General features: G+C 59.5%; 18 protein-coding genes. 11 read left to right on the top strand and 7 right to left on the bottom strand.

Features of this window, described 5'->3' with window-relative positions:
* The first annotated feature begins 10 nt into the window (after window positions 1-10).
* Together prpF and prpD are read left to right on the top strand one after the other, a co-directional pair.
* Complete coding sequence (gene prpF / locus ICY20_RS14285; protein WP_194937766.1) at window positions 11-1,201, top strand: 2-methylaconitate cis-trans isomerase PrpF; 1,191 nt, start codon at window positions 11-13, stop codon at window positions 1,199-1,201.
* Between the two features lie 198 nt (window positions 1,202-1,399).
* Window positions 1,400-2,884 carry a 2-methylcitrate dehydratase gene (gene prpD / locus ICY20_RS14280; protein ID WP_159958486.1) on the top strand — a complete coding sequence of 495 codons (1,485 nt, stop codon included), beginning with the start codon at window positions 1,400-1,402 and terminating at the stop codon, window positions 2,882-2,884.
* Window positions 2,885-3,010: 126 nt separating this feature from the next.
* Here the strand turns inward: prpD and ICY20_RS14275 are convergent, their stop codons facing one another.
* Genes ICY20_RS14275 through ICY20_RS14255 form a run of 5 tightly spaced genes read right to left on the bottom strand, consistent with a single transcriptional unit; the run spans window position 3,011 to window position 8,481 of the window.
* Entirely contained in the window at window positions 3,011-3,739 is a 729-nt protein-coding gene (locus ICY20_RS14275; RefSeq protein WP_159958484.1) for an alanyl-tRNA editing protein, read from the bottom strand.
* Window positions 3,740-3,741: 2 nt separating this feature from the next.
* Window positions 3,742-4,734 carry a serine O-acetyltransferase gene (locus ICY20_RS14270; protein ID WP_194937765.1) on the bottom strand — a complete coding sequence of 331 codons (993 nt, stop codon included), beginning with the start codon at window positions 4,732-4,734 and terminating at the stop codon, window positions 3,742-3,744.
* 37 nt (window positions 4,735-4,771) lie between these two features.
* Window positions 4,772-5,686: a PLP-dependent cysteine synthase family protein gene (locus ICY20_RS14265; protein WP_159958480.1), complete on the bottom strand. Its 915-nt coding sequence runs from the start codon at window positions 5,684-5,686 to the stop codon at window positions 4,772-4,774.
* A 15-nt stretch (window positions 5,687-5,701) separates the two neighbouring features.
* Window positions 5,702-7,564, bottom strand: coding sequence for a molybdopterin-synthase adenylyltransferase MoeB (gene moeB, locus ICY20_RS14260; protein ID WP_159958478.1), 1,863 nt, complete (start codon window positions 7,562-7,564; stop codon window positions 5,702-5,704).
* Window positions 7,565-7,587: 23 nt separating this feature from the next.
* Window positions 7,588-8,481, bottom strand: a complete 894-nt coding sequence (locus ICY20_RS14255) for a DMT family transporter (protein WP_194937809.1) — start codon at window positions 8,479-8,481, stop codon at window positions 7,588-7,590.
* 160 nt (window positions 8,482-8,641) lie between these two features.
* On the opposite strand from ICY20_RS14255, the gene ICY20_RS14250 reads away from it, so the two are divergent.
* The gene (locus ICY20_RS14250; RefSeq protein WP_159958474.1) at window positions 8,642-10,066 is read left to right on the top strand and encodes an aminotransferase-like domain-containing protein; all 1,425 of its coding nucleotides are present in this window, start codon (window positions 8,642-8,644) and stop codon (window positions 10,064-10,066) included.
* 127 nt (window positions 10,067-10,193) lie between these two features.
* Here the strand turns inward: ICY20_RS14250 and ppsR are convergent, their stop codons facing one another.
* Window positions 10,194-11,012 (bottom strand): posphoenolpyruvate synthetase regulatory kinase/phosphorylase PpsR, encoded by an 819-nt coding sequence (gene ppsR, locus ICY20_RS14245; protein WP_003193298.1) that lies wholly within the window; start codon window positions 11,010-11,012, stop codon window positions 10,194-10,196.
* 178 nt (window positions 11,013-11,190) lie between these two features.
* Between ppsR and ppsA the strand changes: the two genes are divergently transcribed.
* The 8 genes from ppsA to ICY20_RS14205 all read left to right on the top strand — a co-directional run bounded on the left by ppsA (window position 11,191) and on the right by ICY20_RS14205 (window position 19,288).
* Window positions 11,191-13,566 carry a phosphoenolpyruvate synthase gene (ppsA, locus tag ICY20_RS14240; protein WP_159958472.1) on the top strand — a complete coding sequence of 792 codons (2,376 nt, stop codon included), beginning with the start codon at window positions 11,191-11,193 and terminating at the stop codon, window positions 13,564-13,566.
* 106 nt (window positions 13,567-13,672) lie between these two features.
* Entirely contained in the window at window positions 13,673-14,662 is a 990-nt protein-coding gene (locus ICY20_RS14235; protein ID WP_194937764.1) for an alpha/beta fold hydrolase, read from the top strand.
* Between the two features lie 187 nt (window positions 14,663-14,849).
* The gene (gene rraA / locus ICY20_RS14230) at window positions 14,850-15,341 is read left to right on the top strand and encodes a ribonuclease E activity regulator RraA (RefSeq protein ID WP_159958468.1); all 492 of its coding nucleotides are present in this window, start codon (window positions 14,850-14,852) and stop codon (window positions 15,339-15,341) included.
* 26 nt (window positions 15,342-15,367) lie between these two features.
* A complete protein-coding gene (locus tag ICY20_RS14225) occupies window positions 15,368-16,363 on the top strand; it encodes a zinc transporter ZntB (RefSeq protein ID WP_159958466.1) in 996 nt (331 codons plus the stop codon).
* Between the two features lie 86 nt (window positions 16,364-16,449).
* Entirely contained in the window at window positions 16,450-16,695 is a 246-nt protein-coding gene (locus tag ICY20_RS14220) for a hypothetical protein (RefSeq protein ID WP_025854229.1), read from the top strand.
* A gap of 2 nt (window positions 16,696-16,697) precedes the next feature.
* A complete protein-coding gene (locus ICY20_RS14215) occupies window positions 16,698-17,522 on the top strand; it encodes a mechanosensitive ion channel family protein (protein ID WP_003175519.1) in 825 nt (274 codons plus the stop codon).
* Between the two features lie 87 nt (window positions 17,523-17,609).
* Window positions 17,610-18,200, top strand: coding sequence for an RNA polymerase sigma factor SigX (sigX, locus tag ICY20_RS14210; RefSeq protein WP_122485727.1), 591 nt, complete (start codon window positions 17,610-17,612; stop codon window positions 18,198-18,200).
* 107 nt (window positions 18,201-18,307) lie between these two features.
* A complete protein-coding gene (locus ICY20_RS14205; RefSeq protein ID WP_124526652.1) occupies window positions 18,308-19,288 on the top strand; it encodes an OmpA family protein in 981 nt (326 codons plus the stop codon).
* 60 nt (window positions 19,289-19,348) lie between these two features.
* Here ICY20_RS14205 and cobA read toward each other — a convergent pair whose 3' ends face one another.
* Window positions 19,349-20,092: a uroporphyrinogen-III C-methyltransferase gene (gene cobA, locus ICY20_RS14200; RefSeq protein WP_159958464.1), complete on the bottom strand. Its 744-nt coding sequence runs from the start codon at window positions 20,090-20,092 to the stop codon at window positions 19,349-19,351.
* Window positions 20,093-20,126 lie beyond the last annotated feature (34 nt).

The following is a 20,126-nucleotide window of genomic DNA, read 5'->3' as shown; positions in this document are numbered from 1 at the left end:
GAGGATCACCATGGCACATATAGCGCAAATCAAGATTCCCGCCACCTATATGCGTGGCGGCACCAGCAAGGGCGTGTTTTTCAGCCTCACGGACCTGCCCGAAGCAGCGCAGGTGCCGGGTGCTGCACGCGACGCCCTGTTGCTGCGGGTGATCGGCAGCCCCGACCCCTACGACAAGCAGATCGACGGCATGGGCGGCGCCACGTCGAGCACCAGTAAAACCGTGATCCTGGCCAAAAGCACCCGCTTTGATCACGACGTGGACTATCTATTTGGCCAGGTCTCCATCGACAAACCGTTTGTGGATTGGAGCGGCAACTGCGGCAACCTGTCGGCGGCGGTGGGTTCGTTCGCCATCAGCGCGGGCTTGGTCGACCCGGCCCGTGTACCCCGCAACGGCGTGGCCGTGGTGCGGGTGTGGCAGGCCAATATCGGCAAGACCATCATCGCCCACGTGCCGATCACCGACGGCGCGGTGCAGGAAACCGGCGACTTCGAACTGGACGGCGTGACCTTCCCGGCGGCCGAAGTGCAGTTGGAATTCATGGACCCGGCGGCGGAAGAAGAGGGCGGTGGTGGCTCGATGTTCCCCACCGGCAACCTTATCGACGATCTGGAAGTGCCCGGTGTCGGCACGTTCAAGGCCACGTTGATCAACGCCGGCATCCCGACGATCTTCATCAACGCCGAAGACCTCGGCTACACCGGCACCGAGCTGCAAGGTGCGATCAACAGCGACCCCAAAGCCCTGGCAATGTTCGAAACCGTACGGGCCTACGGCGCGCTGCGCATGGGCCTGATCAAGCACCTGGACGAAGCCGCCCAGCGCCAGCACACACCCAAGGTGGCGTTTGTGGCCAAGCCTGCGGATTACGTGGCGTCGAGCGGCAAGGTGATCAAGGCCGGTGACGTGGATTTGCTGGTGCGTGCGCTGTCGATGGGCAAGTTGCATCACGCCATGATGGGCACGGCGGCGGTGGCGATTGGCACGGCGGCGGCGATTTCCGGGACGTTGGTGAATCTTGCGGCCGGTGGTGTGGAGCGTAATGCGGTGCGGTTCGGGCACCCGTCTGGCACGTTGCGCGTGGGGGCTGAAGCTACCCAAGTGAACGGTGAGTGGGTGGTGAAGAAGGCCATTATGAGCCGCAGCGCGCGGGTGTTGATGGAGGGTTTCGTACGCGTCCCCGGCGACGCTTTCTAAAGGTCACCATCTATCCAATGTGGGAGGGGGCTTGCCCCCGATAGCGGTGTATCAGTAACAAATGCATTCACTGGCCCACTGCCATCGGGGGCAAGCCCGCTCCCACAGGGGATCTCTATTCCAAGGCAGGCATTGAAGACCTGTCACCTAAAACCGTGAGCCCGAGGATTACCCCAACCCATTTTTTGGAGCACTGCCATGAGCGCCAACGTCGACCAGAACAACCGCCCCGACTACGACCAGGTGTTGCAGGACATCGCCGACTACGTCCTCAGCTACCGCATCGAGTCCCGGGATGCGCTGGATACCGCCCGCAACTGCCTGATGGACACGTTGGGCTGCGGCCTGCTGGCCCTGCGTTTTCCCGAGTGCACCAAGCACCTGGGGCCGATTGTCGAGGGCACGGTGGTGCCGTTCGGTGCGCGGGTGCCGGGCACTTCGTACCGCCTCGACCCCGTCAAAGCCGCCTGGGACATCGGCTGCATCGTGCGCTGGCTCGACTACAACGACACCTGGCTCGCCGCCGAATGGGGCCACCCTTCGGATAACCTCGGTGGCATCCTGGCCGTGGCCGACCACCTTTCGCAAAAACGCGTGGCCAATGGCGACGCGCCGCTGACCGTGCGTGCGGTGCTCGAAGCCATGATCATGGCCCACGAAATCCAGGGCGTGATTGCCCTCGAAAATTCCTTCAATCGCGTCGGCCTCGACCATGTGTTGCTGGTGAAAGTCGCCTCCACGGCCGTCACCGCCAAGCTGATGGGCGCCAATCGTGAGCAGTTGCTCGCAGCCTTGTCCCATGCCTTTGTCGATGGCCAGGCATTGCGCACGTATCGGCATGCGCCGAATGCCGGCTCGCGCAAATCGTGGGCGGCGGGGGATGCGACGAGCCGAGGCGTGCGCCTGGCGGATATCGCCCTGCGCGGCGAGATGGGCATCCCTGGGGTCTTGAGTGCGCCGCAATGGGGTTTTTATGACGTGCTGTTTAGCCACACCAACAACGACCTGGCGCTCAAGCCCGAGGGCAAGCGCGGGTTCAGCTTGCCCCAGCCGTACGGCACTTACGTGATGGAAAACGTGCTGTTCAAGATCAGCTTCCCCGCCGAGTTCCATGCGCAAACGGCGTGCGAAGCCGCAGTGACCTTGCACCCACAGGTGAAGGATCGCCTTCACGACATCGAGCGCATCGTGATTACCACGCACGAGTCGGCGATTCGCATCATCTCCAAGGTCGGCCCATTGGCCAACGCCGCCGACCGCGACCATTGCCTGCAATACATGACCGCCGTGCCCCTGGCATTCGGCAATTTGGTGGCCGAGCAGTACGAGGATGAGTTCCACGCGGCGCACCCGATCATCGATGAGTTGCGCAACAAAATGGTGATCGTCGAAGACCCGCGTTACAGCCGCGAATACCTTGAAGCCGATAAACGCTCCATCGCCAACGCGGTGCAGGTGTTCTTCAAGGATGGCACCCGCACCGAGCCGGTGGCGGTGGAGTACCCGATCGGCCATCGCCGCCGCCGTGTAGACGGTATTCCATTGCTGGAAGACAAGTTCAAGGCCAACCTGGCCACGCGGTTTACGGCGCAGCGCAGTGGGGAGATTTTTGCGTTGTGTACAGACCAGGCGCGTCTAGAGGCCACGCCTGTCCAGCGCTTCATGGATCTGCTCGTGATCTGACAGACAACTCGGTCAATGTGGGAGCTGGCTTGCCTGCGATAGCATCACCTCGGTTTGCCTGAAACACCGAGGCGTCTGCATCGCAGGCAAGCCAGCTCCCACAGTTGACCGAGCAAGATTCGAGGGTTATTCAAACCGCAAGATTACCCGGCGGTTGTGCTTGCTCTTCTTTTCGATTTTCTCGCAAAACACCCGGCCGATTTCCTCGGTGTTGAGCACATGGGTGCCCCCGCACGGTTGGATATCGATCCCGGTTATTTCAATCACTCGTACCGAACCGTGGACTACCGGTGGCGCCACTGCCTGGGTGCGGGTGATCTGCAGCAGGGTGGCGTACTCGGTGGCGGGCATCGACAGTGTCTTGACCGGGTGTGCCTGCTCGATCAAGGCGTTGAGGTCGCGGGTAATGCTGTCCTTGTCGAGGGTCATTTCCGGCAGGTCGAAATCCAGCCGGCCTTTGTCCGCACTGATGCTGCAACCGGTCACCGGTGCATCAATGATCGAGCACAGCAGGTGCAGGCAGGTGTGCATCTTCATGTGCTGGTAGCGCCGCTCCCAATCCAGGCCCGCGTCCACTTGAACCCCGACGGTCAACTGCGCGGGGCAGTGTTCAATCTGGTGCCAGATGATCGAACGCAGCAGCGGGTCGCGTACCGTGCCGGTCACCTCTACACGTGTCCCGTCCGCCAGGGTGAAGTGCCCCGTGTCTCCCGGCTGCCCGCCGCCAGTGGGGTAGAACAACGTGTGTTCCAGGGCGACGCCGTGTTCGCTGACGGCAATCACCCGGGCGCTGAAGGCGTTCTGGTAGGGCGCGCTGTCGAACAGCGCCAGGGTTTCCATGGTGTGCACAGACATGTTCAACCTCCGACGATCAGTGGGCTGGCTTGCAACAGGGTACGCACCATTGCACTCAAGCCAGGGGGGGAAAGCAGGGTGATTTCAAACTCCGGGCCACACACCTTCAGGTTCAGCGGCAGGCGCGGCAGGTGGTTGCCAGACTCGACACGGTGCAGGCGAAATTGCAGGTGGTGACGCTCTTTCGCCGTGGGTTCGAGCATCAGCCCCGGCAAGGGGTGGAAGTCGGCGTCGAGCACTGTGACCTTGTGGCTGGCATTGATCTGGCCGACCACGTGCAAACGCTCATCCAGGGCAAAGGCGCCGAGGTAGTTGCTGTGGTCTGACTCATCGTTTTTTTGCAACTGAACCTGGTTCACCACCTTGACCTTGGTGCCGGCGGGCACGTCCTGGGTGATCACGCAGGAGGGGCTGATAAACACGTTATCGCCGATCAACACATAGCCCAGCACGCGCGCGCCGGAGCCGACCTCGACTTTATTGCCCAGGCGCGGGTGGCGCTTGCCATCGGGGTTGTTGGCAATGCCACGGGCGCCCAGGGTGACGCCGCAGAGGATGTAGCAGTCGTTGCCGATCTCGCAGGTTTCACCGATCACCGTGCCGTAGCCGTGGTCGAGCACAAAGCGCCGGCCAATGCGCGCCGCCGGGTGGATCTCGGCACCAGAGAGGATCTTGCCCTGGTTGCTCAGCTTGAGCGCCATGCGCGAAAACACGCCGTTGGTTTGGTCGGGGAAATTCCACACCAAGTGCGCGAGCCGGTAAAACAGAACGGCTTTGAATGAGGCGTAAGACTCCAAAATCAACTCGCCCCGCCCACGGGACGCCGGGTCGCGGTAGGCGTAGGCGATCAGGTCTTCGGCCACCGCCTGGGCAGCGTTCTGGATCAAGGGCGCGAGGTGCGGTTCCAACTGCTTCATCTGTGCGGGTGTAAGGGTCTTGATGAGGTGGGTGAGCAACTCATCGTGCAACTGTTGCATGTCGATAAAACCGCCCATGGAGGCACCCCCGCATTCTGGTTGGTTGGAAAACCGGTTATTCGAAACTGGGCAGGTAGCTGTCGGCATTGTCGTAGACCATGGTCAACACCACCGTTTCGGGCGGCAGTTCGGGGGCGAGCTTGGCGATGGCCACCATGTTGGCGGCAGAAGACAGGCCAAGGCTGATGGCGTCGGTGCGCATGATGCGTTTCATCATGTCGATGCAGGCCTGGCGCGAGACCTTGAGCATGCCGTCGATGATTTCCAGGTTGAGGATGCTGGGGATCAAGCCGATCGACAGGCCCTGGATATGGTGCGGCGCATGCTGGTTTTTCAGCAGGTCGCACTCCTCGGGTTCTACGCCCATGACGCGCACGGCGGGCCAGGTGGCTTTCAGGGTTTCACCGATGCCGGTGATATGCCCACCGGTGCCGATGCCGCTGACAAAATAGTCCACGCGACGATCACCAAAGGCGCGGATGATTTCCTGTGCGGTGGTGTCGCGGTGAGTCTGCGGGTTGGCGCCGTTGCGTTGCTGGTTAAGCATCACGTAGCTGGGGTTTTCCAGTTGCAGCTCCATGCACTTTTCGCCGTGGGAGTTGTTGCCGCGGCGGCTGTCGGACAGCACCACCTTGGCTCCGTACAGGCGCAGCAGTTTCTGTTTTTCAGGGCTGTAGTTGTCGGGGATCACCAGCACCACCTTGTAGCCCAGCACATTGCCGGCCATCACCAGGCCAATGCCGGTGTTACCGCCGCTGGGTTCGATGATGGTTTGGCCAGAATCGCGGATCAGCACGCCCCGGCGCTCGGCGTCGAGGATCATGCCCAGGGCGATGCGCGCCTTGTGGCTACCGCCGGGGTTGAGGGATTCCAGCTTGGCGTAGACCTCGATGCCGAGGTCTTCGGAAAACTGTGCCAGGCGCACGATCGGTGTCTCGCCGATGACGTCGAGGATAGAGTTATGCAGCATCAGTCAGCCCCCGGCTCAGTACAACGGCATGTCGGGTTCGACGTCGCGCACCCAATGCTTCATGCCGCCCTGAAGTACTTTGGTGTTGGCGAAGCCTGCCGCCAACAAGGTGCTGGCAGCCTGCTCGGCGCGGGTGCCGGCGTAGCAGATCAGGTAGTGGGTGTTGTCTCGGCTGAGGCTGTCGAGTTGCCCGTCCAGTTCGGCCAGTGGGATGTGGACCACGCCGGGTAGCTTGCACACCTCCAGTTCGCTGGCGTCGCGCACGTCCAGCAGCACGTCGGCGCTGCGCGGGTGTTCGAGCAATTGTTTGAGTACGCGAGGCTTGATGTAGCGCTCTTCAGCCAGTGACGGTTTGCCGGGCACTGCGTCGGCACACACGGTGGGGGCCAGGCTTTCGCTGCTGCGCAGTTCGGAACAGCACGGGCAGTCGGCGCGGCGCTTGAAGCGGATCTCGCTGAACTTCATCGCCAGCGCATCGAAGCGCATCAGCCTGCCGGTCAACGGCTCGCCAATGCCGATCAGCAGCTTGATTGCCTCGGTGGCCTGGATCATCCCAACCACACCGGGCAGCACGCCGATCACGCCGCCAGCGCTGCAATTGGGGGCCAGTTCGGCGGGCGGTGGCGAGGGGAACAGGCAGCGGTAGCACGGCCCACCTTTGTAGTTGAGCACGCTGATTTGCCCGTCGAAGCGGTAGATGGCGCCGTACACCAAGGGTTTGCCGAGTTGCACGCAAGCGTCGTTGACCAGGTAGCGGGTGTCGAAATTGTCGGTGCCATCGATGACCAGGTCGTAGGCACCCACCAACGCCAGGGCATTGTCGGCGTTCAGGGCGGTGTTGTGGGCGTTGATCTGGATATGAGGGTTGAGGTCTTGCAGGCGCTGCTTGGCGGATTCCACCTTGGGCATGCCCAGCGTGCTGTTGCCGTGGACGATCTGGCGTTGCAGGTTGCTGCTTTCCACCACGTCGAAGTCCACCAACCCAAGTGTGCCGATGCCGGCCGCCGCGAGGTACAGGCTGATGGGCGAGCCCAGGCCGCCGGTGCCGATGATCAGTACCTTGGCGTTCTTGAGGTTCAACTGGCCTTCGCGACCGACGCCGGGCAGGGTGATGTGGCGTACGTAGCGTTGTACTTCTTCATTGCTCAGGGCTTGGGCATCGATGCCGCCGGAAGTGGCCAGCAGCACTTCGATTTTGGCCTTTTCCGGCAACGTGTCGTCGGCGTCGATCAACGCTTCTTCGGCCGTAAACAGGAAATGTTCCTTGAGTTGGTTGTTTGTCTCGTGGAACAGATGTGGGCGCAACTGCGGATGGCTGCTGCACAGGTTTTCAATGACTTCGCGCAATGTCGATCCGGTGCCCTCAAGGGTCGATTCCGGCAGCTTGGCCACGCGAACCAGAATGTCGGGGAAAGAGACAGCGTTCATGGACAACTCCGTGTGCAGGTCGTTGAAAGGTTGAAGGGCGAAATGCTTGCCATCCCAGGCAAACAGCTTGGAACCCAGGGCCTGGCCCTGACGAACGTCGACCACCAGGTAACTCACCGGGTAGATCGGTTCGCCCATGAACAGCGCCTTGTCTGTGTCTTCGTCGCTGAAGTAGGCACCGACATCCGGGTGGGAGTGATAGATCACCACCACCGGGTTGTCGCTGCGAAACGCTTTGTTCATCAGCAGGGTGTCGGCCACCGAGAACGTGTAGCCGTTGGCCGCGCTGCGCGGGTACATCTCGGGGTTCTTGCGGTGCAGCTCATTCTGGATGTTGCTGCCCAGGTACACGCTGCCGTCAGCGAAGACAAAACCACAACATTCCTCGGGGTAGCTGCGGCTGGCGTGGGCGTAGATCTGTTCCAGGGCTTTTGGGCGGAGGACTTCCATGTTTCTCTCGCAGAGGTGAAGGGTCAATTTTTCTTCGCCAGGAGTTTTTCAACCGGCAACTTGGTAATCGCAAAGCCGGCCAGCAGGATGGCCGAATACAGCATCAGGTCGCGGGACAGCGACAGGCCTTCGTACCAGGCGCCGATGATCACCGCGAACACCGGGAAGATGATGAACACAAACGACAGGATGATTGGGCTCAAGCGCTTGAGCAGCATGAAATACACGATAAACCCGCCCACCGAGGCCACCAGCCCCAGGTAGAACAGCGCGCCCCACGAGCGCACGGTGATGTCTTCGAAGGTGGGCGTTTCAAACCACAGGCCGGCAACAAACAGCATCATCCCGGCAATGCCGATGGGCAGGGTGTTGTAGGTGATCACGCTGATGGCGCTGCCTTTTTGCTTGGTAATGACGTAGCACAGGGCATGCATGATCGCGGCGGTCAGAATGGCCAGCACGCCGAAGAACTCGGCATGGTCCAGGTGCAGCCCCTGGCTCTTGATGATCATGTAAAGGCTGCCGAAGCCGATCCCGATGCCGACCACCTGGGAAAAGTAGATGCGTTCGCGCAGGAACAGCGCAGAGAAAATAAGGATGAACACCGGCATGCAACTGAAGAGCAGGGCGGTGAGCCCGGACGAAACATGCATCTCGCCGTAATTGAGCAAGTAGTAGGGAACGCTGAAGTAGGACAAGGTCACGAAGACGAAGAACCAGCGGCTTTCACGGGGAAACAGGATAGGTTCGCGGCGCACCATGGCAAAACACAAGAACAGCGGGAAGGCGATCAAAAAGCGCAGGCCGGCGGAAGTCAGCGGCGGCACGCTCTCCACGGCGATCTTGATGCCCAGCCAGGTAGTGCCCCAACTGAGGCACACGATCAGGAACATCACACTGGTGATCAGCCCGGCCAGCCACTGCTTTTGGGTTTTGGTCTTGGCGGTGTTTTCGAGAACGGCGGACATTGGCATCGTTTATTGCTTCCCTGGGCCGAAATTGAACTCTATATTGAGCTTGTAATGAGTTGTAAAAATCGGCGATTGAACCCGTAAAAGCACACTATTAGGGCTAAAGATGGCTGTCAAAACAAATATTGACATGGTGTCAATTATGCGTGAGGGGTTGTCCAACGGGCAGGGCGTGAAGTACAAGCGCCTGTCCGATGTCATGGAACGGGGCATCCTCGAAGGCTTGATTGAACCGGGAAGAAAACTACCGCCCCATCGGGTGCTTTCTGACAACCTGGGTGTGACTATCGGCACCATCAGCCGGGCCTACGGCGAACTGGAACGCCTGGGGTTGGTGGTGGCGCGGGTAGGCGACGGGACTTTCGTACGCAAGCGTGGGATGGAGCGCCAGCGCGACGAAGGCTTTCGCAACGTCAGCGAGGAACCGCGCCAATATTTCGATATGAGCCGCAACATGCATATCCCAGGGCAGGAAACGACGTTTTTAGCCCAGAGTTTCCAAACCCTGTCGACCAATGCCAAGTTTCTGCAGGACATCAGCGCCTACACCCCGGACGCCGGGCTGCCGCGCTACCGCGAAGCGGGCGCGCAGTGGTTGGTGCAGCGCGATTTTCACCCGATCCCGGAGCAGGTCATCTGCGTGAATGGCGGCCAGCATGGCCTGCTCTGCGCAATGATGGCGTTGCTGCGGGCTGGCGATACGGTGGTGACCGAGCAACTGACCTACCCGGGTTTGATCACCGCCGCGCGGATGCTTGGCATCCGATTGATCGGCCTGGAGATGGACGAAGAAGGCGTTCTGCCGAGCGCGCTGGATGAAGTCTGTCGTAACCACCGGGTTTCAGCGTTGTATTGCACGCCGACCATCCAGAACCCGACGACTGCGGTGTTGTCGATCCCGCGCAGGGAGACGCTGGCCAAAGTCTGCCGCGAGCACAACCTGCTGATCCTCGAAGATGAGGCCCACGGCGTATTGGTCGAAGACCGGCCGCCGCCCCTCAGTTATTTCGCTCCCGAGCGTACGATTTTGATCAGCAGCTTGAGCAAGGCCGTTTCCGCCGGGCTGCGTGTGGGCTACGTACATGCGCCGCCAGCACTGGTCAGCCGCATCTCGGCGGCGTTGCGATCAACCTGTTGGATGGCGACCCCGGTGACGCTGGAACTGGCCACCCAGTGGATCGAAAACGGTACGGCGGAGTACTTGTTGCGCCAGCAAATCAATGAGATCAGCCGGCGTAAAGCCTTGGTGGGCGACCTGTTGAGCGGCCTGCAATACCGCACCCACCTCAACAGCCCGCATTTCTGGATTGAAGTGCCAGAGCCGTGGCGTGCGTCGGAAATCGAGGCAGAACTCAAGCAGAACAACTACCTGATCGCCACCGCCGAAGCGTTTGCGGTGGGGCAGACGGCGGTGCCGCAGTTTATTCGGGCGAGCATCTGTAATACGTCGGGGGATGATCAGTTGTTGCGGGCGGGGTTTGATGCGTTGGCGACGGCGTTGGGGCAGGGTGGGGGCAGGTTTCAGTTGTAGGCAGGTTTACCGCGTTATCGTTCATCGGGGGCAAGCCCCCTCCCACCCTTGACCGAGTTCCAACTCTGGAATGCAGTCAACTGTGGGAGGGGGCTTGCCCCCGATGGCGCCCGCCCGGACAACACAGTTACTTGAACCTACGCTCCACACCCTTTTCCACCAAAATCTTCGCCGAAATCTCTTCCACCGAGAAATGCGTGGAATTGATATGCGCAATATTCTCGCGACGGAACAAATTTTCTACTTCGCGCACTTCGAACTCGCACTGGGCATAGCTGGAGTAACGGCTATTGGGCTTGCGCTCATTGCGGATCGCAGTCAGCCGATCCGGGTCGATGGTCAGGCCGAACAGCTTGTGGGAATGGGCGCGCAGCGCGGCCGGAAGCGTCAGGTGCTCCATGTCATCTTCGGTCAGCGGGTAGTTGGCCGCGCGAATACCAAATTGCATGGCCATGTACAGACAGGTAGGCGTCTTGCCGCAGCGCGACACGCCCACCAGGATCAGGTCGGCCTTGTCGTAGTAGTGGGTACGGGCGCCGTCGTCATTGTCGAGGGCAAAGTTCACCGCCTCGATACGCTCCATATAGTTGGAGTTGTGGCCAATGGAATGGGACTTTCCTACCGAGTACGAGGAGTGTTCACTCAGCTCTTGTTCCAGTGGCGCCAGGAACGTGGAGAAGATGTCGATCATGAAACCATTCGAAGTTGCGAGGATCTCACGGATGTCTTGATTGACGATGGTGTCGAAAATGATCGGCCGAAAACCGTCTTTTTCAGCCGCCAGATTGATTTGTTGTACCATGGCCCGCGCTTTATCCACGCTGTCGATATAGGGCCGCGTGAATTTGGCGAAGGTAATGTTTTCGAACTGCGCGAGCAGGCTTTGGCCCAATGTTTCGGCTGTAATGCCGGTGCCGTCGGAGATAAAGAAAGCAGATCGTTTCATTTGAGCCCTGGGCCTTAAGCTGATGGCGAATCTTGGATATGATAGGCGCGATTTTGCCGTCCCGCAGTGGGCCGCATTCTCACTTATTTTCCAGGTCCAGGCCACAAGCGCCGGCGTTTGCTCCTACTGAGCAGCCGGCGTCCTGAGCTTTTCCAACACAGTTAGTGGAGAGATCACCTTGGTAGAGTACGTAGTTTCCCTCGATAAGCTCGGCGTCCATGATGTAGAGCACGTGGGGGGCAAGAACGCATCCCTCGGCGAGATGATCAGTAATCTTGCAGGCGCTGGTGTCTCGGTGCCCGGTGGTTTCGCCACCACGGCCCAGGCTTACCGCGATTTCCTCGAACTGAGCGGCCTCAACGCTCAGATCCACGCCGCGCTGGACGCACTGGACGTCGATGACGTCAACGCCCTGGCCAAGACCGGCAGCCAGATCCGCCAATGGATCATGGACGCCGAGTTCCCCGAGAAGCTCAACGAAGAAATTCGCGTGGCCTTCGCTGCCCTGTCAGCCGGTAACCCGGACATGGCCGTTGCCGTGCGCTCCTCGGCCACCGCCGAAGACTTGCCGGACGCCTCCTTCGCCGGCCAGCAAGAGACCTTCCTGAACATCCGCGGCGTTGAAAACGTGATCCGCGCCGCCAAGGAAGTCTTCGCGTCGCTGTTCAACGATCGCGCTATTTCCTACCGCGTACACCAAGGTTTCGACCACAAGCTGGTGGCCTTGTCCGCCGGTGTGCAGCGCATGGTGCGTTCGGAAACCGGCACCGCCGGCGTGATGTTCACCCTCGATACCGAATCGGGCTTCCGTGACGTGGTGTTTATCACCGGCGCCTACGGCCTGGGTGAAACCGTCGTACAAGGCGCGGTCAACCCCGACGAATTCTACGTACACAAGGGCACCCTCGAAGCTGGCCGCCCGGCCATCCTGCGCCGTAACCTGGGCAGCAAGGCCATCAAGATGATCTACGGCGACGAGGCCAAGGCCGGTCGCTCGGTTAAAACCGTTGATGTCGACAAGGCCGAGCGTGCGCGCTTCTGCCTGACCGACGCTGAAGTCAGCGAACTGGCCAAGCAAGCGATGATCATCGAAAAGCACTACAAGTGCCCGATGGACATCGAGTGGGCCAAAGACGGCGACGACGGCAAGCTGTATATCGTGCAGGCCCGTCCGGAAACCGTGAAGAGCCGCACTTCGGCCAACGTCATGGAACGCTACCTGCTGAAAGAAACAGGCACCGTGCTGGTGGAAGGTCGCGCCATTGGCCAGCGCATCGGCGCCGGCAAGGTCCGCATTATCAAAGACGTGTCCGAAATGGACAAAGTCCAGCCGGGTGACGTGCTGGTCTCCGACATGACCGACCCGGACTGGGAACCGGTGATGAAGCGTGCCAGCGCCATTGTCACCAACCGTGGCGGGCGTACCTGCCACGCGGCGATCATCGCGCGTGAGCTGGGTATTCCAGCGGTCGTGGGTTGCGGCAACGCCACCCAGCTGTTGAAAGACGGCCAGGGCGTGACTGTTTCCTGCGCCGAAGGCGATACCGGCTTCATCTTCGAAGGTGAACTGGGCTTCGACATCAAGCAAAACTCCATCGACGCGATGCCCGACCTGCCGTTCAAGATCATGATGAACGTCGGCAACCCGGACCGCGCCTTCGACTTCGCGCAACTGCCGAACGCCGGTGTGGGCCTGGCCCGCCTGGAGTTCATCATCAACCGTATGATCGGCGTGCACCCCAAGGCCCTGTTGAACTACGACGGCCTGCCGCTGGACATCAAAGAGAGCGTCGACAAGCGCATCGCCGGCTACAACGACCCGGTGGGCTTCTACGTCGAGAAGCTGGTGGAAGGCATCAGCACCCTGGCGGCGGCGTTCTACCCGAAAAAGGTCATCGTGCGCCTGTCGGACTTCAAGTCCAACGAGTACGCCAACCTGATCGGCGGCAAGCTCTACGAGCCGGAAGAAGAAAACCCGATGCTGGGCTTCCGTGGTGCTTCGCGTTACATCAGCGAAGCGTTCCGTGACTGCTTCGAGCTCGAATGCCGTGCCCTCAAGCGCGTGCGTAACGAGATGGGCCTGGATAACGTCGAGATCATGGTGCCGTTCGTGCGCACCCTGGGCGAAGCGAGCCAGGTCATCGACCTGCTGGCGGAAAACGGCCTGTCCCGTGGCGAAAACGGCCTGCGCGTTATCATGATGTGCGAGTTGCCGTCCAATGCCATCCTGGCCGAGGAATTCCTGGAATTCTTCGACGGTTTCTCCATCGGCTCCAACGACCTGACCCAGCTGACCCTGGGCCTGGACCGCGACTCCGGGATCATCGCGCACCTGTTCGACGAGCGTAACCCTGCGGTCAAGAAGCTGCTGTCCAATGCCATCCAGGCCTGTAACAAGGCTGGCAAGTACATCGGCATCTGCGGCCAAGGCCCTTCCGATCACCCTGACCTGGCCCGCTGGCTGATGGAACAGGGCATCGAAAGCGTTTCGCTGAACCCCGATTCCGTGTTGGAAACGTGGTTCTTCCTGGCGGAAGGCCAAGCGCCCGCCTAAGCTCGCTACGTCTAAAGTGCCGGTCACCTGTTGAGGGTGCCCGGCATTCTTATCTGTACAGGGCGGAACTCCCTTTGGACGCCGCCCTTTTTTGTGCAAGAGCATTATGCAAAGCAGCAGCAACCTATTTCCCGTCGCCTTGATCAGTGCTGAACGTCGAGGCGACCTGAGTGAAGACGTGTACCGCCTCAAGCCCGGTAACAGCCCCGACGGTACCGTCGAGTTGGCGGTTACCCGCTTGGGCCTGGCCGATGCCCCGGAAAATCGGGGCGTCCCGGTTATTTTGTTGCATGGCAGTTTTTCCAATCGACGCTTTTGGTATTCGCCGAAAGGCGTCGGCTTGGGTGCCTACCTGGCGCGCCAGGGCTTCGATGTGTGGATTCCTGAAATGCGCGGTCACGGTCTCTCCAAGCGCAATCATGGCTACGCCAAAAACCGTGTTTCCGATTACGCCCGCTACGATTTGCCGGCCATTGGTGCGTTTGTGCGTGAGCAAAGTACGCAGATCCCCCACTGGGTCGGCCACTCACTGGGCGGTATCAGCTTGGCGGCAGCCCTTGGCGGGCAACACCTGGGCGCACCGGCAGTGGCGTCGGTGGCACTGTTCGGTTGTCAGGTCAGCCGTACCCACTGGCCGTTGAAACTGCCGCCTGTGGAGTGGACGGGCCGTTTGCTGCTGAAACGCTTTGGCGAGGTTTCCGGCTCACGCCTCAAGCGTGGCCCGGAAGACGAACCGGCCGGCGTGCTGATCGAAGCCATGCGTTGGAATGGCCTGTTTGGCCGCTTCGGCGAGGGTAAAAACGATTGGTGGAAGGGGTTGGCTGGGGTCGACGTACCGCTGCTGGCGGTGAGTGCGGCGGGTGATCATCAAGACCCGGACTGGGCTTGTCGCAAGTTGTTTGAGCAAGTCGGCTCAGAACATCGTCAATACCTGTGCCTGGGGCGCCGACAGGGTTTCAGCGGGGATTTCGGGCATGTGGAAATGCTGGTGAGCAAACCTGCCCAGGCAGAGGTTTGGCCGCTGGTGGAGCGATGGTTGAAAGATCCGCTCTTGCCTTTGTTCGAGATCCCGGCCACAACGGTGGCTGCGGTTTGACGCAGGGCTCTGGCATGGGCGTTTCGCTCTTGGCAGGTTGCGGCTAAGATATGACGCGCTAAACGCTTCTGGTCATATTCAGTCGCGCAGTCGCTATTGCGTTACGGCTAAGCGAGTGGGATCTTCCCTACCTGCTTTTACCGGTACTTCCTTGAAAGACACTTCTTTGAACGAAAGGAATTTTTCGATGAACCATTACGTGACCCCCGACCTGTGCGACGCCTACCCGGACCTGGTTCAGGTGCTCGAACCGATGTTCAGCAACTTCGGCGGCCGAGACTCCTTTGGCGGTGAGATTGTCACCATCAAGTGCTTCGAGGATAACTCGCTGGTCAAGGCGCAAGCCGACCAGCCAGGCGCGGGCAAGGTGCTGGTGGTCGACGGTGGTGGTTCCCTGCGCCGCGCGCTGCTGGGCGACATGATCGCCGAGAAAGCTGCGAAAAACGGCTGGGAAGGGCTGGTGATCTACGGTTGCATCCGTGATGTCGACGTTATCGCCCAGACCGACCTCGGGGTACAGGCCCTGGCCAGTCACCCGATGAAGACCGACAAGCGCGGCATCGGTGACCTGAACGTGGCGGTGACCTTTGCGGGCGTGACGTTCCGCCCAGGTGAATACATCTACGCCGACAACAACGGCGTGATTGTCTCGCCCAGCCCGCTGAAAATGCCTGAATAAAACCGTAATAATCGACAGGGGTGAGGATGTTCGAGGAAGAAAACGCGCAATGGGGGCTGGTGCATGCCCTGGTGCTGGACGGTAAAGGCGGTGCGCGTTCCATTGCCCGGACTGAGCTCGACGACTTGCAATTGCAGCCCCAGGAAAGCCTGTGGCTGCACTGGGATCGCAGCCATCCGCAAACCCAGACCTGGTTGCGCAAATCCAGTGGCTTGAGCGAGTTCGCGTGTGACCTGCTGCTGGAAGAGAACACCCGCCCCCGCCTGTTGCCGTTGCCGGACTCGGAACTGCTGCTGTTTTTGCGAGGTATTAACCTCAATCCGGGCGCCGAGCCGGAAGACATGGTTTCGGTGCGCATCTTTGCCGCGGCCAGCCGCGTGATCTCTCTGCGTTTGCGCCCACTGCGTGCCACCGATGAGCTGTTGGTGCAGCTGGCGGATGGCAAAGGTCCTAAAACCGCGTCAGAACTTATCCTTTATATGGCGCAGTACCTGACCAATAAAGTGCAGGATTTGGTCACTGACCTGTCTGAAATCGTCGATACCGAAGAAGAAAAAATCGATACCGACGAACGGTATACGCCGGAGCATGGCAGCGTCCTGCAGATCCGTCGGCGAGCGGCCGGGCTCAAGCGATTCCTTGCGCCGCAACGGGATATTTTTGCCCAGCTTACGCGGATCAAATTGCCGTGGTTCTGCGACGATGATGCTGACTATTGGAATGAATTGAACAACAGCCTGACCCGCTACCTGGAAGAGCTTGAATTGACCCGGGAGCGCGTGGGGCTTGTGCTTGAGGCCGAAGACCGGCGCTTGAGCGTACGTATGAACCGCACCATGTACCGCTTCGGGATCATCACGGGGATCTTCCTGCCGATGAGCTTTCTCACCGGCTTGTTGGGTATCAATGTGGGCGGCATTCCGTTCTCCGCCAGCCCTTACGGATTTGTGATTGCCTGCCTGTTGATGGTCTCGGTTGCACTGGGGCAATGGTGGCTGTTTCGTCGATTACGTTGGGTTTGAGCTGAATATGAGCTGAACGTAAGAAGGGGCCCATGTGACCCCAGGAATTTAACCCTCGTCTTTTAAAACACTTGCGAGAGGTCTTTATGCACGATCCGTTCGAACAGTCTTTGCGTGACATGCTCAATGCTTCGCCCTCCAACCGGGATGACGATGCATGTCTTGGCCGCGTGTTGAAAACCGCCAACCGTCAGGTAGGGGCGGGCGATCTGTTCGGTCTGCTCGGGCGCTGGGTACCCGCGTTGATGATGGCCCTGAACAACGGTTCGGCCCATGTCTCCCCGGTATCCCGTCGTAAACCTCTTGCTCGTACTGCTGATAAGGCTGATTGAATATGGAACTTGATCTCTGGACCCAGAGCCTGGTCACCGCGATGACCGCATTGTGGACCAAGGTGGCGAACTTCATTCCCAACCTGTTTGGGGCCTTGGTGTTGGTGCTGCTGGGCTTTGTCGTGGCCAAGCTGCTCGACACCCTGCTGTCCAAATTGCTCGCCAAACTGGGCCTTGACCGCCTGATGGCAGGCACCGGCCTGACCAAGCTGCTGGGGCGTGCCGGCCTGCAAGTGCCGATCTCAACGTTGATCGGCAAGATCGTTTATTGGTTCGTTTTGCTGATTTTTCTGGTTTCTGCGGCTCAATCCCTTGGACTTGAGCGAGTTTCAGCTACGCTCGACATGCTGGCACTGTATTTGCCGAAAGTATTTGGTGGCGCGCTGGTACTGCTGGTAGGCGTTTTGCTGGCACAACTGGCCAATGGGCTGGTGCGCGGCGCCGCTGAAGGCGTGGGGTTGGACTATGCCGCCGGCCTTGGGCGAATTGCCCAAGGGCTGGTGATCATCATCAGTATTTCGGTCGCGATCAGCCAGTTGGAGGTCAAGACTGACCTGCTCAACCACGTGATTGTGATCGTTTTGATTACCGTTGGTCTGGCCGTTGCGCTGGCCATGGGGTTGGGAAGCCGGGAAATTGCCGGTCAGATTCTTGCGGGAATCTATGTGCGAGAGCTGTATCAGGTTGGGCAACAGGTGCGTGTAGGCGAGGTCGAAGGGCAAATCGAGGAGATCGGCACGGTCAAGACGACGGTGCTGACCGATGACGGCGACCTGGTGTCGTTGTCCAATCGGATTCTCCTGGAGCAGCAGGTCAGTAGCCGCTAACCCGGCAAACCCTGCTAATGTACGCCGCCGCAAACCCGGCTGACCGGGTTGTGGCGGACATTGACCTGACTGTCGGCACGACTTGTTTTGAATAAAGCCCAAACGCTGTCCACGCGCTATGACCCCCGTGAGCTCTCTGATGAGGAGTTGGTCGCGCGCTCGCACACGGAGCTGTTTCACGTAACACGCGCGTACGAAGAATTGATGCGCAGATATCAACGCACTCTGTTCAACGTTTGTTCAAGGTATTTAGGGAACGATAGAGATGCGGATGATGTCTGTCAGGAAGTGATGCTTAAGGTGTTGTATGGCCTGAAGAACTTCGAGGGTAAATCGAAGTTCAAGACATGGCTATATAGCATCACGTACAACGAGTGCATCACGCAGTATCGTAAGGAACGGCGAAAGCGTCGCTTGATGGACGCTTTGAGTCTGGACCCCCTTGAGGAAGCGTCTGAAGAAAAGACGCCGGCACCCGAGGAGAAGGGCGGACTCGATCGCTGGTTGGTGTATGTGAACCCGATTGACCGGGAAATTCTGGTGCTGCGATTTGTCGCAGAGCTCGAGTTCCAGGAAATCGCTGACATCATGCACATGGGTTTGAGTGCTACAAAAATGCGTTACAAACGTGCTCTAGATAAATTACGTGAGAAATTTGCGGGCGAGACTGAAACTTAGTGCGTGGCAAATATCTCTTACGTGTAGGCAAGTTCTGTTAGACTTGTCGCCGAGTTGTCCCCCGGTTTGTGGGACTGCTTTACAATCACCAGATGGGGATTTAACGGATGAAACTGAAAAACACCTTGGGCTTGGCCATTGGTTCTCTTATTGCCGCTACTTCTTTCGGCGTTCTGGCACAAGGCCAAGGCGCAGTTGAAGGCGAGCTGTTCTACAAGAAGCAGTACAACGATAGCGTCAAGCACATCGAAGACGGCTTCAACCCAGGCGCTCGCATTGGTTACTTCCTGACCGACGACCTGTCGCTGAACCTGTCCTACGACAAAACCAACCACACCCGTTCGAACGACGGTACTGGTAACCAGAAGATCAAAGGCGATACCGGCAGCCTGGTTGCCCAGTATCACTTCGGTCAAGCTGGCGTAGACAGCCTGCGTCCATACGTAGAAGGCGGTTTCGGCCACCAGAGCCGTGGCAACGTCAAAGCTGACGGCCACAGCGGTCGCGACCAGACTACCTTCGCTACCGTTGGTACTGGCGTGAAGTACTACTTCACCAACAACCTGTACGCTCGTGCCGGTGTTGAAGCTGACTACGGTCTGGACAACGGCAAGTGGGATTACTCCGCACTGGTCGGCCTGGGTGTGAACTTCGGCGGCAACGCTGGCGCAGCTGCTCCAGCTCCTACCCCAGCACCAGCTCCAGAGCCAACTCCAGAGCCAGAAGCTCCAGTTGCTCAGGTTGTTCGTGTTGAGCTGGACGTTAAGTTCGACTTCGACAAGTCCGTTGTTAAGCCTAACAGCTACGGCGACGTGAAAAACCTGGCCGACTTCATGGCTCAGTACCCAGCTACCAACGTAGAAGTTGCTGGTCACACTGACTCCGTAGGTCCAGACGCTTACAACCAGAAGCTGTCCCAGCGTCGTGCTGACGCTGTTAAGCAAGTACTGGTTAAAGACGGCGTTGCTCCTAGCCGTGTAACTGCAGTAGGTTACGGCGAATCCCGCCCAGTTGCTGACAACGCAACTGAAGCTGGTCGTGCTGTTAACCGTCGCGTAGAAGCGTCGGTTGAAGCTCAAGCTCAGTAATTACTGAGTGGTAGAAAAAAGCCCAGCTTAGGCTGGGCTTTTTTTCGCCTGCTATTTGCCTCAGGCGCTGGCGGCTGCTGCGATGAACGTGCTCTGTTCGGCGCCAGCAACACGGCCGATTATCAGGATTGCCGGGCTCTTCAGTGCAAATGCCTGCGCATCCTCATAGAGGCACGACAGCACGCTGCGACATTCCCTCTGCTGGGGCAGCGATGCGTTTTCAATCATCGCCACCGGCATATCCGCCGCCATCCCACCCGCCAGCAATTGCCGACGAATTTCGTCCAGTTTCGCCACGCCCATGTAAACCACCAAGGTCGTGCCGCCCTCAGCCAGAGCGCGCCAGTTCAGACTACTGTCATCCTGGGTGTGGGCCGTAACCAGCGTTACGCCCCGACTGACGCCGCGCAGGGTCAACGGCACCGCGCAATTGGTCGCGCCCGCCAGGCCCGCCGTGATCCCGTTGACCAACTCCACCTCGATGCCGCGCTCACGCAGCCACACCGCCTCTTCACCACCCCGGCCAAAAATGCACGGGTCACCGCCCTTAAGTCGTACTACGCATTTACCTTGGCGCGCGTATCGCAGCATCAGGCGATGGATAAAGTCCTGGGGCGTCGATCGGCAGCCCCCGCGTTTACCTACCGTAATCACGCGGGCATTGGTGCAATGTTCCAGCACCGCCGGGTTGACCAGATCATCGATCAGCACCACAGCAGCTTCGTGCAGGGCGCGTACAGCTTTCAGGGTCAACAGTTCGGGGTCACCGGGCCCTGCGCCTACCAGCCAGACTTTTGCGTTCATGGGTTTATCCTCGTCTAGGGATGACGTCAGCTGT

This window comes from Pseudomonas pisciculturae, assembly GCF_015461805.1.
GTDB classification, from domain to species: domain Bacteria; phylum Pseudomonadota; class Gammaproteobacteria; order Pseudomonadales; family Pseudomonadaceae; genus Aquipseudomonas; species Aquipseudomonas pisciculturae.
Note: the sequence above shows the minus strand (reverse complement) of the source record. Positions and strands in the feature narration are given on the sequence as shown.